Annotated in this window: 10 protein-coding genes; 3 read left to right on the forward strand and 7 right to left on the reverse strand. The window is 72.2% G+C overall.

Annotation, left to right across the window (positions count from 1 at the left end):
* Positions 1 to 11: 11 nt before the first annotated feature.
* Genes K1J60_RS39475 through K1J60_RS39485 form a run of 3 tightly spaced genes read left to right on the forward strand, consistent with a single transcriptional unit; the run spans position 12 to position 4,155 of the window.
* The gene (locus K1J60_RS39475; protein ID WP_317619739.1) at positions 12 to 2,846 is read left to right on the forward strand and encodes a cation-translocating P-type ATPase; all 2,835 of its coding nucleotides are present in this window, start codon (positions 12 to 14) and stop codon (positions 2,844 to 2,846) included.
* Entirely contained in the window at positions 2,843 to 3,502 is a 660-nt protein-coding gene (locus K1J60_RS39480; protein ID WP_259408109.1) for a potassium channel family protein, read from the forward strand. The genes K1J60_RS39475 and K1J60_RS39480 overlap by 4 nt, the downstream gene beginning before the upstream one ends.
* Positions 3,499 to 4,155 carry a potassium channel family protein gene (locus K1J60_RS39485; RefSeq protein ID WP_220650405.1) on the forward strand — a complete coding sequence of 219 codons (657 nt, stop codon included), beginning with the start codon at positions 3,499 to 3,501 and terminating at the stop codon, positions 4,153 to 4,155. Before K1J60_RS39480 ends, K1J60_RS39485 begins: the two co-directional genes overlap by 4 nt.
* Positions 4,156 to 4,344: 189 nt before the next feature.
* Here the strand turns inward: K1J60_RS39485 and K1J60_RS39490 are convergent, their stop codons facing one another.
* From K1J60_RS39490 to K1J60_RS39520, 7 genes are all read right to left on the reverse strand, one after another.
* The gene (locus K1J60_RS39490; protein WP_220650406.1) at positions 4,345 to 4,590 is read right to left on the reverse strand and encodes an acyl carrier protein; all 246 of its coding nucleotides are present in this window, start codon (positions 4,588 to 4,590) and stop codon (positions 4,345 to 4,347) included.
* A 2-nt stretch (positions 4,591 to 4,592) separates the two neighbouring features.
* Complete coding sequence (locus K1J60_RS39495; protein ID WP_220650407.1) at positions 4,593 to 6,167, reverse strand: dihydrolipoamide acetyltransferase family protein; 1,575 nt, start codon at positions 6,165 to 6,167, stop codon at positions 4,593 to 4,595.
* A gap of 2 nt (positions 6,168 to 6,169) precedes the next feature.
* Entirely contained in the window at positions 6,170 to 7,165 is a 996-nt protein-coding gene (locus tag K1J60_RS39500; protein ID WP_220650408.1) for an alpha-ketoacid dehydrogenase subunit beta, read from the reverse strand.
* Between the two features lie 2 nt (positions 7,166 to 7,167).
* On the reverse strand, positions 7,168 to 8,247 hold the full coding sequence (gene pdhA, locus K1J60_RS39505; protein ID WP_220650409.1) for a pyruvate dehydrogenase (acetyl-transferring) E1 component subunit alpha: 1,080 nt from the start codon (positions 8,245 to 8,247) through the stop codon (positions 7,168 to 7,170).
* The gene (gene acsA / locus K1J60_RS39510) at positions 8,244 to 10,034 is read right to left on the reverse strand and encodes an acetate--CoA ligase (protein ID WP_220650410.1); all 1,791 of its coding nucleotides are present in this window, start codon (positions 10,032 to 10,034) and stop codon (positions 8,244 to 8,246) included. The genes pdhA and acsA overlap by 4 nt, the downstream gene beginning before the upstream one ends.
* A gap of 749 nt (positions 10,035 to 10,783) precedes the next feature.
* Positions 10,784 to 13,474 (reverse strand): formate dehydrogenase subunit alpha, encoded by a 2,691-nt coding sequence (gene fdhF / locus K1J60_RS39515; RefSeq protein WP_259408110.1) that lies wholly within the window; start codon positions 13,472 to 13,474, stop codon positions 10,784 to 10,786.
* On the reverse strand, positions 13,471 to 15,156 hold the full coding sequence (locus tag K1J60_RS39520) for an NAD(P)H-dependent oxidoreductase subunit E (protein ID WP_220650412.1): 1,686 nt from the start codon (positions 15,154 to 15,156) through the stop codon (positions 13,471 to 13,473). The genes fdhF and K1J60_RS39520 overlap by 4 nt, the downstream gene beginning before the upstream one ends.
* Between the last annotated feature and the right edge of the window lie 111 nt (positions 15,157 to 15,267).

Below are 15,267 nucleotides of genomic sequence, written 5' to 3' on the forward strand. Positions count from 1 at the left end.
TACGGGATCGGATGATGCACCCCACCGGTACGGACCCGCTGGTACCGGGCGGAGGGAAGGACGTGGCGGTCGGCGCCGCGTCCGGTGCGAACCGGGGCCCCGCGGTACGGGAACTCGCTGCCGGTGAGGTCTTCAGCGCCCTGGACACGTCCCGGCGCGGCCTGTCGGCGGCGCAGGCGAGGGCCCGGCTGGAGCGGTACGGGGCCAACGAACTGCCGCGTGCGGGGCGCCCCGCCGTGTGGCGGCAGCTGGGGTCCCAGTTCACGGACCTGTTCGCCGTAGTGCTGATCGTCGCGTCGGGGATCACCTTCCTGGCGTACGCGCTGGAGGAACCGCGTGATGCGGGCACCTTCCAGTTGGCGGTGGCGATCCTGGGCGTGGTCGTGCTGAACGCCGCCATCGGCTTCGCCCAGGAGTACTCGGCCGAGCGGACGGCCCAGGCGCTGGAGGCGATGGTGCCCCACACCTGCCGGGTGCTGCGCGGCGGCGAACGGATGGAGGTGCCGGCCCGGGAGCTGGTGCCGGGTGACGTGGTGGTGCTGGAGGCCGGGGACGCGGTGTCGGCGGACTGCCGGGTGGTCGAGGCGCACGAGCTGGCTGTGAACAACGCGCCGCTGACCGGGGAGAGCAACGCCGTGGGCCGGACGGCCGATCCGGTGGTGGCCGGGCCGCCGCTGGAGGCCCGCAACTGCGTGTTCATGGGGACCGACGTCGTCTCAGGGTCCGGGCGGGCCGTGGTCTTCGCCACCGGCGCGCCGACCGAGTTCGGGCGGATCTATCGGCTGGCGGCCGCCGCTCCGCGGCAGAAGACCCCCCTGCAGCTCCAGGTGGCCTCCATGGCCCGGCGGGTGGCGGGGGCGGCCCTCGCGATCGGTGCCCTGATGTTCGCGGTGCGGCTGCCCACCGGGGAGTCGCCAGTGACCGTGTTCGTGTTCGCGCTCGGGGTCATGGTGGCGCTGGTGCCGGAGGGCCTGCCCGCGACGCTGTCGGTGTCGCTGGCGATCGGTGTGCGGCGCATGGCGCGCCGCCATGCCCTGATCAAGCAGCTGCTGGCGGTGGAGGCGCTCGGGTCGACCACGGTCGTGTGCACCGACAAGACCGGGACGCTCACGCAGGCGGAGATGACCGTCACACAGGTGTGGGCGGGGGGTGCGACGCACCCGGTGACCGGCGTGGGGTACGCACCGAGCGGTGAGGTCGCCGACGCGGCGCCGGTGCGCGAGCTGATGCGGGTGGCGGGCCTGTGCTGTAACGCCCGGCTGATTCCGCCCGCAGGCCCTGGGGGCCGGGAACACTGGCGGGTGCTCGGCGACACCACCGAGGGCGCCCTGCTCGTCGTCGCGGCCAAGGCCGCGCTCGATCTGAGGGCTGAGGAGGCAGCGGCACCGCGGGTGACGGAGTTCCCCTTCGACTCGGACCGCAAGTTGATGACCACCGTGCACAAGAGCGGCGCGGGCTATCAGGCGTGCGTGAAGGGTGCGCCCGTGGAACTGCTGGCACGGTGCAGCGACGTGGAGCGGGCGGGGCAGCGCGGGCCGCTGACCGGCGAGGACCGGGCGGTGGTGGTCGCGGCGAGTGACGCGCTGGCGGCGCAGGGGCTGCGGGTGCTGGCGGTCGCGCGGCGGGAGTTGGACGGGCCACGTCCCGCGCAGGACGAGGCCGAGTCCGCACTCACGCTGCTGGGCCTGGTCGGCATGCTGGACCCGCCGCGCCCGGAGGTCAACGACGCGGTCGCCGCCTGCCGCCGGGCCGGCATCCGGATCGTCATGGTCACCGGTGATCACCCGCTGACCGGGGAGGCCGTGGCGCGCCGGGTGGGGATCGTACGCCGGCCGGATCCGGTTGTGGTGACGGGCGCCCGGCTCGACGCGATGGACGACGAGGCGCTCGACACGCTGCTCGCCGAGCCGTCCGAGCTGCTGCTGTGCCGGGTCAGCCCGGAGCACAAGATGCGCGTGGTCACCGCCTTGCAGCGCCGCGGCGAGGTCGTGGCGGTCACCGGGGACGGCGCGAACGACGCCCCGGCGCTCAAGCACGCGGACATCGGCGTGGCGATGGGAGCTTCGGGCACCGACGTCGCCCGGGAGTCGGCCTCGATGGTGCTGTTGGACGACTCGTTCGCGTCCATCGCGATGGCGGTGCGGCTTGGCAGGTCCGTCTACCAGAACATCCGCAAGTTCCTGGTTTACGTCTTCAGCAGCAACATCGGCGAACTCGGCCCGATCCTGGCGGCGACGTTCGCCGGGTTCCCGCTGGTGCCGATCAGCGCGGTGCAGATCCTGGCGATCGACTTGGGCTCGGACGTGATGCCCGCCCTGGCGCTGGGCGCGGAACGGCCCGAGCCGGACGTGATGGACCGCCCGCCGCGCTCCCGGCGCGAGCGGCTGTTCTCGTCTGCGGTGGTGGGACGCATCCTGTTCCTGGGCGGCATCCAGGCGCTCGGCGTGTGCGCGGTGTTCTTCTGGCACATTCATTCCTCCGGCATCCCGTTCAACGACTTCACCGAGGACAGTCCTGTCTACCGGGAGGCCGTCACGCTGGCACAGGGCGGGATCGTGCTCAGCCAGTTCTTCGTCTCCCTCGCGGTGCGCACCGACCGCCAAAGCATCTTGAGAGTGGGACTGCTGTCCAATCCGGCCCTGCTGGCGGCGGGCGGCTTCGGCGTCGCCCTGATGGTTGCCATCAGTTATCTGCCGCCGCTGCAGGCCGTCTTCAACACCGCCCCGCTCGATGCCGGCGACTGGGCGGTCCTGGCCGCGCTCGGCACCCTGCCCCTGCTCGCGGACGAGGCCCGCAAAGGGTGGCTGCGCCGCCGCGCCGACCGCCGGAAAGGAGCCCCACTGTGAAGGTGATCGTCGTTGGCTGCGGACGGGTGGGATCCACGCTCGCCGGTCTGCTCGCCACAGAAGGACACGACGTGCGGGTCGTCGACCGGCGCCCCAAGGCGGCCCGGCGGCTGCCCGACAGCCCCCGCATCCGCTTCCACGAGGGCAACGGCTACAGCCGCGCCGTACTCCAGGAGGCCGGGATCGAGCACGCGGACGCGTTCGTGGCCGTCACGTCGGGGGACAACAGCAACATCGTCAGCGCGCGTACGGCGAAGGAGACCTACCGGGTGCCGATCGTCCTCGCCCGCATCTACGATCCCCGACGCGCCGACATCTACCGCGACCTTGGTATCCCCACCATCGCCAGCGTCCGCTGGACCGTGCACCAGATCCACCAGATGCTGCTGCACCGCCACCTCAGTCCGGAACTCAGCTTCGGCAACGGAGAAACCCTGCTCATCCGTTCCGAGGTACCCGACTACCTCATCGGGCGGCGGCTGACCGAGTTCGACGTCGACGGCGAGATCCGTGTCATCGAGGTCACCCGCGCGGGCCGTTCCCTCATCCCCGCGCACAGCACGCCTGCGCGGACGGGCGACCTGGTCACGTTCGCCGTCGCCGCCACCGCGCTGGGCAGGCTGCGCGGCTTTCTCGACAAGGAGCTGGGGACGTGAACGTGCTCATCGCCGGCGCGGGACGGCTCGGCACCCAGATCGCCCAGGTGCTCTCCGCGGCCCGCAACGAGGTCACGCTGATCGACATCGACGACGAGCGCGTGGCCGAACTGGAGGGCCGCCTTGCGGTGCGGCTGATCGCCGGGGACGCCTGCGAACCGGCCCTTCTCGAAGGCGCCGGTGCTCTGACAGCCGACCTCGTCGTCGCCACCACCGGGGACGACGAGGACAACCTCGTCATCAGCCTGCTCGCCAAACGGCAGTTCTCCGTTCCCCGCGTGGCGGCCCGGGTCAACGACGCGGACAACGCCTGGCTGTTCGACGGGCGCTGGGGCGTGGACGTCGCCGTCCCCGCCGCCACCCCGCTGATCTCCCTCATCGAGGAGGCCACCGGGGCCACCGACACGGTCGCCCTGCTGCGGCTCAGCAAGGCCGGTGTCGACGTCATCGAAACGGCCATCACACCGCAGTCCAGGGCGATGGGCCGGTCTCTGGGCGACATCCGACTGCCCGAAGGGACGGTCGTCGCCACGATCGTCCGCGACGGGCAGCCGACCGTGCCGGATCCGGCGATCCGGCTCCGGCCCGGTGACGAACTCCTCCTCGTCTCACACTCCGCGACCGAGCAGGAGATCCACGCGGCGTTCCAGTAATCCCCGGATGCGGCGGCACCGGGGACGGTCACCGCTCCGCTGTCCGAGCTGCCCATTGCCGCAGCCGCCCACCGTCAGAGTGGCGAAGCGCGACTCGATCTCCAGCAGCCCGTGTCCGGCCGGGCTGCCGGGTCGGCGTGGTCACGATCTTCTCCTTGCTTCTTGCCATCAGGCTTCGGAGGCTGGATGTCACCGCATCTGGGCGACGAGGAAGTCGGCGCTGCCGGACAGCGTGGTGAGCCGGGACGTGTCCTCGTCCTCGATGCGGACGCCGGACCGTTCGCTGAGGACCTCGACAAAACTCAGGAAATCCAGCGAGTCCATCTCGAGCACGTCGCGGAACACGTCGTCGGGCCCCAGGGCGGTGACATCGGCGTCGGGGATGACGGAGGCGATCGACTCCCTGACCATGTCCAGCGCATCGGTTCGGTTCATGTTCACAGCTGCTCCGGGTTCTGCAGGAGGCGAGTGACCACGGTGAGATAGCGGGCACCGACGGCACCGTCCGTCGCTCGATGGTCGGCCGAGAGGCTCGCCGTGACCATGGGCCGCACGCCCAGCAGGCCGTCGACGGCGCACGGGCGGTCGACCACCCGCCCGAAGCCGACCAGGGCCACTTGCGGCGGGTAGATCACGCCGAAGACGGTTTCCACACCCTGATCGCCGAGGTTGGTGACCGTGATCGTGGCGTCGGACACCTCGGAACCGCGCAGCCTGCCCGCGCGCGCCCTGGTGACCAGGTCCTTCAGAGCGGTCATCAGCTGCGGAAGGGCCAGGGTGTCGGCGTGGTGCAGCGCGGGGGCGACGAGCCCTCCGTCGCGCAGGGACACGGCCACGCCGAGGTGGACACCCTCGCCGGCCGTGAAGTGGTCATCGGTCCAGAAGCCGTTGAGCTCGGGGACCTCCCGGGCAGCCAGGGCCGCCGCCTTGAGCAGCAGGGCGGCCGGGAGCAGCCGTTCACCGACCGGGCTGCGCCGGTTGTGCTCGTGCATCCATTCCATCGCGGCGGCCATGTCCATGGTCGTGGAGAGGTAATAGTGGGGGATGTCCCGGTTGGCGCGGGTCATCAGGCCGGCGATCGCCTGGCGCATGGCCGCCGCCCGGTCTTCGGACGGACGTGCGACAGAAGGTCGTACGGCGGAAGGACGTACCGGGGTGGCGGGCGCAGGAGCGGGTGGGGCCGACGGTCCGGGGGCCGCCCGGCGTACGTCCGCGGCACGGACGGACGACTTCCTGCCCGTCCCGGTCACCGTGGCCAGATCGACGCCCAGCTCGGCGGCGAGCTGCCGGGCGAGGGGACTGGCCCGCACGCGCGGCGCCCGGGGAGCGGCTCGGGCGGCCACCGCTGCCTCGACGTCGGTTCGGGTGACACGCCCTCCGGGGCCGGAGCCGTGCAGCGTCTCCAGATCGACCCCGCTGTCCTCGGCGAGATGCCGGGCCAAGGGTCCTGCCTCGATGTGTTCGCGGGCGGCGGACGGCGCGGAGGGTGTCGACACGGACACCGGTCCGGGTTCGGGCTGCGGGGAGGGCTCGGCGGGCCGGCGTTCGGGCTGCGGGGAGGGCTCGGCGGGCCGGCCCCTCTGCGTTGTGTGCCGGACCGGTCGCCGCGCCTCTGCCTGCTCGGCCTCCGCGGGGCTCCCGGCTTTCCCTGCCTTCTCCGGTTTCCCGGGCCTCGGCGGTTCCTCGGGCTCCTCCGGTTCCTCGGGCTCCTCCGGTTCCTCCGGTTCCTCGGGCTCCTCCGGTTCCTCCGGCTCCTTCGGTTCGCCGGGCTGCTCCGTCATGGGGCCGATCCGCGCGAGCGGCGTGCCCACCGGCACCGTGATGCCGGGCTCGACGAGCAGCTCCGTCATGGTCCCGGTTTCGAAGCACTCCACCTCGATCGTCGACTTCGCGGTTTCCACGACCGCTACCGGATCGCCCTTGTGTACGAGGTCCCCCGGCTCCACCAGCCATTCCAGGAGCGTGCCCTCGTCCATGTCCGCACCGAGGGACGGCATGGTGAACTCGGCCATGATCAGTCCACCGCCCGGTGGGCGGCCGCGACGATGTCGGCGGTCTGCGGCAGGGCGGCCTCCTCCAGCCGCCGGGCGTACGGCATGGGCACCTCCGCGCTGCACACCCGCTCGACGGGCGCGTCCAGTTCGTAGAACGACCCTTCCGCGATGCGGGCGGACACCTCGGCGGCGAGGCTGCCCGTCCGCCACGCCTCGTCGATGACCACCGCCCGGTGGGTCCGAGCCACGGACGCCGTGACGGCCGCGTCGTCGAGGGGACGCAGCGTGCGCAGGTCGATCACCTCGGCACTGATGCCCTCGGCGGCCAGCTCGTCCGCCGCCCCGAGGGCCTTGGACAGCGAACCGCCGTATGTGATCAGGGAGATGTCGGTGCCGGGCCTGCGGATCGCGGCGTGGTCCAGGTCCACGGAGGCTGTCGGCGGAAGGAGTTCGCCGGAGACGTTGTAGAGGCTTCCGTGCTCGAAGATCAGTACGGGGTCGCGGTCGGCGAGCGCGGGGGCGAGCATGTGGCGTGCGTCCTCAAGGGTGGCGGGGGCGAGGACACGGATGCCGGGGATGTGGGCGTACCAGCCTTCGAGGCTGTGGGAGTGCTGCGCGGCGAGTTGCCGTCCTGCGCCCGTGGTCATGCGGATGACCAGCGGTACGGGCAACTGGCCGCCGGACATGTGCAGCAGGGTGGCGGCGTTGTTGAGGATCTGGTCGAGGGCGAGCAGGCTGAAGTTGACGGTCATGATCTCGACGATGGGCCGCATTCCGGCCAGGGCGGCGCCGATGCCGGCCCCGACGAACGCGGACTCCGACAGCGGGGTGTCGCGGACGCGCTCCGGGCCGAACTCCTCCAGCAGACCGAGGCTGACGCCGAAGCATCCGCCGTACCGGCCCACGTCCTCGCCCATGAGGAAGACGCGTTCGTCGGCGCGCAGGGCCTCTCGGAGCGCCTCGCGCATCGCCTCGCGATAGGTTGTCTTCGGCTCTCGGTTCTCGTCGTCGCCCATGGTCAACTCACCACCTCCGCCGGGCCACTGGTGACATGGTGGAGCAGGTGCTCGACCGGCTCCTCGGGTGCCTGTTCGGCTGTTTCGACGGCGTGGTCGATCTCGTCGGTGATCCGCTGCTCGATCCGGGCGACTTCCTCGTCGTCCAGCTCACCGCTGTCGCGCATGCGGTCCATGAGCAGGCTGACGGGGTCGCGGGACTTCCACTGCTCGATCTCCCCCTTCTCGCGATAGCGGTCCGGGTCGTACATCGAGTGGGCGCGGAAGCGGTACGTGCGCAGCTCAAGAAAGTGCGGCCCGGTGCCGGCCCGGATGCCCTCGACCGCCCGTCGGGTGGCCTGCTCGACGGCCTCCACGTCCATGCCGTCCACGGCCCAGGAGACCATGCCGTAGGAGGCTGCGCGCATGGCCAGGTCGGTCTGTGCCTCGTGCCGTTCCAGGGCCGTGCCCATGGCGTAGAGGTTGTTCTCGCAGACGAGCAGCAGGGGCAGCTTCCACAGGGCGGCGAGGTTCGCGGTCTCGTGGAACTCGCCCTCGGCGAACGCTCCGTCGCCGAAGAAGCAGCAGGTGACGTTGGCCTGTCCGCGCATGCGGTCGGCGAGAGCGAGGCCGGCGGCCAGCGGGAGCCCGCCGGCGACGATCGCGTTGCCGCCGTAGAAGCGGCGGCTCGCGTCGAACAGGTGCATCGACCCGCCCCGGCCGCCGCTGCACCCGGTGGTCCTGCCGTACATCTCGGCCATGACGGCCTCGGCCGTGATACCGCGGGCCAGTGCGTGACCGTGTTCGCGGTAGGTGGAGACGACCGCGTCCTCCGGGGTCAGTACCTGGTTGACGCCGACGGCGACGGCCTCCTCGCCGATGTAGAGGTGGACGAAGCCGCGGATCTTCGCGGCGCTGTACAGCTCGACGCACCGCTCCTCGAAGCGCCGGATGCGCAGCATGGCCTCCAACTGGTCCGTGCGGCGCCCGGTGCCTGGTGGGCCGACCCGAGGTCCGGACTTCCGCCTTTTCGCCGCGGTCCCTTTGCCGGACTTGGGGGACGCCGGGTCCTTCCTCGTGCGGGTGGTGCGGGCCACGCTCATGCGGATCCCTCCAAGGTCGACACGTCGCCGGTTGGCAGGCCGAGTTCACGCGCACGCAGGAGGCGGCGCATCACCTTTCCACTGCGGGTCTTGGGCAGGTTCTGGTCGAACGCGATCTCCCGGGGCGCGACGGCGGGGCCCAGCCCGCGGCGGCCGAAGGCGAGCAGTTCCCGCTCCAGATCGGCGGTCGGCTGGATACCGGGGCGCAGCGACACGAACGCCTTCACGACGTTCCCGGCGACCGGGTCGGGCCGTCCGATCACCCCGGCCTCGGCCACCGACGGGTGCTCCATCAGCGCGCTCTCCACCTCGAACGGGCCGATCAGATGGCCCGCCGACTTGATGACGTCGTCGGCGCGCCCCACGAACCAGAACCAGCCGTCCGCGTCCCGACGAACCAGGTCACCGGTCAGGTACCAGCCGTCGGCGAACGCGGCGTCGTAGCGCTCCTTGTCGTGCAGATAGCCGCGAAACATCGAAGGCCAGCCCGGCCGCAGCGCCAACTCGCCCTCGGCATCGGGGACTTCCACCTCAGTGACCTTGCCGTCGGTGACGAGCGCCCGGCCGTCCTCGCCCTGCTTCAGCACGGTCGCCTCGACGCCCGGCAGTGGCCGTCCCATCGAGCCGGGGCGGATGTCGCAACCCGCGAAGTTCGCGATCATGATGCTGCCGGTCTCGGTCTGCCACCAGTTGTCGTGGACCGGCAGCCCGAGCACGTCCTGGCCCCACAGCACGGCCTCGGGATTGAGGGGCTCACCGACCGAGGCGATGAAGCGCAGAGCCGACAGGTCATAGGAGCGCGGCAGGTCGTACGGACCCTGCCGCGGCGTGGCGCGCATGAGCATGCGCAGGGCCGTGGGGGCGGTGTACCAGACGGTGACCCGGTGTTCGCCGAGGATCCGGTACCAGCGCCGGGCGTCGTAGTCGCCCTCGTCGACGACGACGGTCACGCCGTGGACGAGAGGAGCGATGATCCCGTACGACATGCCCGTGACCCAGCCGGGGTCGGCGGTGCACCAGTACACGTCCTCGGAGCGCAGATCCAGCGCGTAGGCGGCTGTGGCATGGTGAGCGACCACTGCCTCGTGGACATGTACCGCACCCTTGGGGGCGCCGGTGGTTCCGCTGGTGAAGTGCAGCAGGGCCATGTCCTCCGGCGAGGTCGGCGGGATGGTGAAGGTGGCCGAGGCGGCGGACATCAGGTCGTCGAAGGAGGCGGTTCCGGGCAGCTCCTCGGCGCCGGGCCCGACGATCAGGACGTGTTCCAGGCCGGGAACCGACGCCCGGCGCTCGGCGACCTTGCGCCGGTACAGGGCCGCCGTGGTGACCAGGACCCGCGCATCACCGAGACGCAGCCGCTGCTCCACCGGATCGGGGCCGAAGGCGGAGAAGAGCGGGCAGAGCACGCTGGTGTTCTTCAGCGTGCCCAGCACCGTGGTGTACAGCTCGGGGCAGCGGCCGAGGAGGGTGAACACCCGGTCGCCGGGGCCGACGCCCAGCGACCGGAGCACGTTCGCGAAACGGGACGTACGGCGAGCCAGTTCCGCGTACGTGACGGTCGAGACGGAGTTGTCCCGGGCGACGCAGCGCAGCGCGACCTTGTCCGCGTGGTCCGAGGCCGCGTGCCGGTCGACCGCCTCGTGGGCCATGTTGAGCCCGCCGCCGGGCAGCCCGGTCAACGCGGTGCGCGCCCGCGCCCAGGTGAAGGCGGAGCGGGCCCGGTCGTAGTCGGCGAGACGGGGTGGGACGACCGGCGCGGTGTCCTTGTGGATCGTTTCCCAGTGCATGGGGTGCTCCTCCCGGCACTGCCCCTGATGTCCAGAGTCGCCGAGCCCCGCGCCGACCGCATGTCGGCCGCGGGAAGCGGTCCGGGCTGTGGGCGGACGGGCGGCTGCACGCTGCCGACATTCATGGAGCCGGGGGCCGCCCGCTTCTTGCGGGCCCTCATTGCACGGTGCACGGTTTCGCTCCGCTTCCCCGTGTCTCGTGATGGCCCTCGGCTCATTTCCATGGCACCGCCGCTCGCCGACGGGTTGTAGGGCCGGATGGCCCTGACCGGGGGACCGGCTGGCCCGTTCGGACTCCTCTCGGCCGGGCGGTCCACCGCGCTGCATCGGCTCGGCGTCATGCCGGGTGCCGGACCGGAGCACGGATCTCCGGCCCCGGGCCGCCGATCGCATCGAGATCACCGGCTGAGGTGAGGACGGGACAAGCCACCAGGAGCCGCACCGGGGGTTCGGATGCCGGTGCCGATTGCCGGTGCCGATTCGTCCGCTCGTGGCCGCCGCCCCGACGATCGCCACCGGCGATCTCTCCGACGCCGTGATCCTGTTCGTGATCAGCGTGAACACTGGGTCGGCGTCGTACAGGAGGTACGGGCAGAGCAGGCGGTCATGGCCTCCCAAAGAAGCATGACCGCGGGCAGCCTTGAGCAGGGGAGACCGGACGGACCTCGCTCGTCACCTGCCTGAGGAGCGGGTGGGCCATGTCGTCGAGGTCGTCTGCGCGGCCCCCTGACCCACCCCGTCCGGCGCGTTCACGGCGCGCCCACGCGCACGGCCGTGACCTTGTACTCGGGGCAGGACGTGACGGTGTCCGCGTGGTCGGAGGTGAGGCGGTTCACCCCGCTCGCGGGGAAGTGGAAGGAGCAGAAGACCTGGCCGGGGGCGGTCTGTTCACTGACCCGGGCCACGAGCCGGGCCTCGCCGTGCCGGCTCTCCACAGTGAGCTGCGCGCCGTCCCGGACGCCGTATCGGAGGGCGTCGTCGGGGTGGAGGTCGAGGAAGTCGATCGGGTCGAGTGCGAGGTTGCCTCCACGGCGGGTCATGCTGCCGGAGTTGTAGTGGGCCCAGCGCCGCCCGGTGACCAGGACCAGTGGGTAGTCGTCGTCGGGTTGCTCACCGGGTGGGAGGTAGGGGGCCGCGGTGAGGTGGGCCCGACCGTCCGGAGTGGCGAACCGTTCCTTGTAGAGCTTGGCCTCCCCCGGATGGTCTGGATCCGGGCAGGGCCACGGCACGTCGCCCTCCCGGTCCAGCCGGTCGTGGGAGAGACCGGCGAAGACGGGCGTGACCCGTGCGCACTCGGCCAGCGCGTCGGCCGGAGTGGGGCAGCCCAGGTCGACGCCCATCACGTCGGCGAGGGCGCGCACGACGTCGAAGTCGCTGCGTGCCTCGCCCGGCGGGGACACGGCGGGGCGTACCCGCTGGAAGCGGCGGTCGAAGTTGACGAAGGTGCCGTCCTTCTCCAGCCAGGACGCGACCGGAAGCACGACGTCGGCACGGCGGGCGGTCTCGGACAGGAACACCTCGTTGCACACCACGAGCGGGCACGCTTCCAGGGCACGGGCCACCTGGTTCGCGTCGGGATCGGTGGCGCAGACGTCCTCGCCGATGACCCACAACGCCCGCAGAGCCCCCGCCCGTGCGGCGGCGAACATGTCGGGGATCCTCAGTCCGGGGCGCTCCGGAACCCGTACGCCCCATGCCGCCTCGACCCGGGCTCGTGCGGCGGGGTCGGTGACCTTCCCGTAGCCGGGCAGGAGGTCGGGCAGCGCGCCCATGTCGGAGGCGCCCTGGACGTTGTTCTGGCCGCGCAGCGGGTTGACGCCGTACCCGCGGTCGGTGCCCACGGCGCCGCGCAGGATCGCCAGGTTCGCCAGGGACCGCACCCCGTCAGTGCCGTGCAGGTGTTCGGTGACACCCAGGCCGTAGACGATCGCGGGCCGCAGGGCGCGGCCGTACAAGCGCGCGGCGGCGATCAGGTCCGCGGCGGGCACTTCGGTGATGGCCGCGACCCGGTCGGGAGGATAGTCCTCCAGCAGCTCGGTCAGCTCCGGCAGGCCGGTGACCCGCTCGCGTAGGAACCCCTCGTCGGCCAGTCCTTCGGCGAGCAGGACGTGGGCGAGCCCGTGGAAGAGCGCGACGTTGGTGCCGGGCCGGGGCCGTAGGTGTACGTCGGCGTGCAGGGCGAGGCCCACGGCGCGGGGGTCGGCGACGACCAGCTTGGCTCCGCGCAACACGCGCCGCATGAGGCGCGCGCCGACCACCGGATGGGCCTCGACAGGGTTGGCCCCGACCACCAGCAGGCAGTCGGCCCGCTCCACGTCGTCGAAGGAGTCGGTGCCGCCGGACAGGCCGAAGGAGGCGGTCAGGCCGGCGGCGGACGGGGAGTGGCACAGGCGGGAGCAGTTGTCGACGTTGTTGGTGCCGATGACGACCCGCAGGAACTTCTGTACGAGGTAGTTCTCCTCGTTCGTGGCGCGGGCCGAGGAGATCGCCGCCACCGCGTCCGCGCCACCGGCCGCGACGGCCGCACGCATCCCTCGGGCGACACGGCCGAGCGCCTCGTCCCAGCCGACCGGCTCCAAGCGGCCGTCGCGGCGGAGCAGCGGCCGGGTGAGCCGTTCGGGGGAAGTGAGGTACCCGTGGGCGAAGCGGCCCTTGACGCAGGCGTGGCCCTGGTTGACCGGGCCGTCCCGGGCCGGCAGGACGGCCCTGACCTCACCGTCCGAGGTGACGACGTCCAGGGAGCAGCCGACGCCGCAGTATCCGCACGTCGTACGGGTCGCGGCGGGCCGGTGGGCGGAGGTGAGTCCGCGCCCCGGGCCGGGCTCGGAGATCGCACCGGTGGGACAGGTGTCGACGCAGCCGCCGCAGGCCACGCAGTCCGACTCGGCCCAGGGTCCGCCGGTTCCGGGAGCGACCACCGTGTCGGCGCCCCGTCCGGTCAGGGTGAGGGCGAAGGTGCCCTGGACCTCGGCGCACATGCGCACGCACCGCCCGCAGGCGATGCACAGGTCCCGGTCCAGGTGGACGTACGGGTGGGAGACGTCCTCACCCCGGCCCCCGGTGCCCTGGGCTGTCTCGGGGCCCAGGCCCAACGACCGGCAGACCTGCGCCAGTTCGCTGGGGTTGTCCTCGGTGAGCGCGCGGGACGGCAGGGCGGAGGTGATGAGCTCCACCGTGTCCCGGCGCAGCTGCCGGAGATCGTCGGTGTCCGTTTCGACGCGCACGCCCGGTGCGGCCGGGGTCACGCAGGCCGCCACGATCCGCCCGTCGGCCCGCACCAGACACGTACGGCAGGAACCGGCCGGGCTGAGTCGGTCGTCGGAGCAGAGTGCGGGCAGCTCGGCTCCGGCCGCTCGCACCGCCGCGAGCAGGGAGGCTCCCTCGGGCACCTCGACGTCGATGCCGCCGATCTCGACCCGGAGCGGCTCGGTTCCGTTCACGGCGCCCACCCCGCCAGGCGGTCACCGTAGGCGCGGGCGAGGCTGTGCACGGCGGGCGGGATCCGTCGGCCGAAGGCGCACAGGCTCGCCTCGGCCAGCACACGCCCGAGCTGTCCCCAGTCCGGTCCGGGCGGGGCCTCGGCGGAGGCCAGCTCCAGACCTCGGCGCGAGCCCACACGGCAGGGGGAGCAGGCCCCGCAGCTCTCGTCCGCCGCGAACTGCCAGACGTGCCGCAGCACCTCCTCCGGCGGCACGTACTGGTCGAAAGCGACCAGCCCGGCATGGCCGAGAGCGGCGCCCCGGGCCGCGAGGTCGGCACTGGTCAGCGGGACATCCAGCGCGTCCGCGCCGAGGAAGCCCCCCAGCGGTCCGCCGACCTGCACAGCGGTCAACTCCGCTCCGTCCTTCAGGCCGCCGCCCAGCTCGGTGACGATCCGCAGCAGAGAGGTGCCCAGTTCCACCTCGTACGCTCCCGGCCGGGCGAACCGCTCGGACAGGCACACCACCTTCGTCCCGGTCTCGCCCCGAGCCCCGCGGCGGGCGTACGCCGCTCCGCCGCGGGCGATGATCCACGGGAGGGATGCCAGGGTCTCGACGTTGTTCACCACCGTCGGCGCGTCCCACAGTCCGCGCCGGGTCGGGTACGGCGGACGCGGGCGGGCACAGCCCCTGTCCCCCTCCAGGCTCGCGATCAGGGCGGTCTCCTCACCCGCGACATACGACTCGGCACCCTCCACCACCGCAACGTCCAAAGTGATGTCCGTACCGTGCACGGACGGTCCGAAGTGCCCGTCGGCGTAGCCCTGTTCGACCGCCTCCCGCATCCGCGCCAGGGCGCGCGGATACTCCGAGCGCACCAGAATCACACCCCGGTCCGCCCCGCATGCGAAGCAGGCCAGAGCCAGGCCCTCCAGCACCCGCTCCGGATCCGCCTCCATCAGCAGTCGATCGGCGAAGGAGCCAGGGTCGCCCTCGTCTCCGTTGGCCACCACCACCGTTCCGGGAGCTCGGCCGGCCGCCTCCCACTTCGCGGCCACCTGGAACCCCGCGCCACCGCGGCCTCGCAGCCCGGATGCGGCCACCTGTCGTTGGACCTCGTCGGCGGTACCCGCCGTCACCGTCCGCGGCCACACCTGCCACGACGGATCGCCGGCCACCACACCTCCCAGCAGCACGGGGTCGCCTGTGTCGTCGGCCGCCGGGATACCGGGCGCGCGAGAGGGCTCGCGCCCCGACAGCTGACCGGCCAGCGTCGGGCCGGTGCAGGGAATGTCACCGTCGAGCGCGGCGGGACCCGCGTAGCAGAACCCCAGGCAGCGGACGGCCTGCAGGGACGTCCCCCCGTCCGGTGAGGCCGTCCCAGTGGTGACCCCCAGCTCGTGCTCCACCTCGGTGAGATGCCGTCCGGCCCGTGCGGCAAAGCATGCCGTCGCTGTGCAGACGCGGACGTGACGGGCGCCGTGCGGGGCGGCGAGGTCCGCGTAGTAGGTCGCCGGTCCGAGCCCGGCGGCCGCGGGCAGGCCGACACCGGCGGCGACAGCCGGGGCCCAGCCCCCGGGAGCGTCCGCCGTACCCGCTCTGGTCCCGGCCAGCGACGCCATCAGCCGGTCCCCTGGCCGCCCGCGCCGGTCGGCCAGGGCCCGAAACGCGTCGAAGCGGTCCGCGGGGGCGGTGGGAAACATGCCCTCATCCTGGAGGCAGCCGTACAAGGCCGCAATCGCGACAAGGCGCTCATGCCGGACGGTGGTGTGGGTGGGCCGAGGGTGGATGAGCCCGCTTGTCGTCGCGATCGT

Origin of the sequence: Streptomyces akebiae, assembly GCF_019599145.1 — a bacterium.
GTDB classification, from domain to species: Bacteria; Actinomycetota; Actinomycetes; order Streptomycetales; family Streptomycetaceae; genus Streptomyces; species Streptomyces akebiae.

Excerpts from the sequence above, each read along its gene's own strand:
- K1J60_RS39475 (WP_317619739.1), top strand. The coding sequence starts at position 12 with ATGATGCACCCCACCGGTACGGACCCGCTGGTACCGGGCGGAGGGAAG.
- K1J60_RS39490 (WP_220650406.1), bottom strand. The coding sequence starts at position 4,590 with ATGAACCGAACCGATGCGCTGGACATGGTCAGGGAGTCGATCGCCTCC.
- K1J60_RS39495 (WP_220650407.1), bottom strand. The coding sequence starts at position 6,167 with ATGGCCGAGTTCACCATGCCGTCCCTCGGTGCGGACATGGACGAGGGC.
- K1J60_RS39500 (WP_220650408.1), bottom strand. The coding sequence starts at position 7,165 with ATGGGCGACGACGAGAACCGAGAGCCGAAGACAACCTATCGCGAGGCG.
- pdhA (WP_220650409.1), bottom strand. The coding sequence starts at position 8,247 with ATGAGCGTGGCCCGCACCACCCGCACGAGGAAGGACCCGGCGTCCCCC.
- acsA (WP_220650410.1), bottom strand. The coding sequence starts at position 10,034 with ATGCACTGGGAAACGATCCACAAGGACACCGCGCCGGTCGTCCCACCC.
- K1J60_RS39520 (WP_220650412.1), bottom strand. The coding sequence starts at position 15,156 with ATGTTTCCCACCGCCCCCGCGGACCGCTTCGACGCGTTTCGGGCCCTG.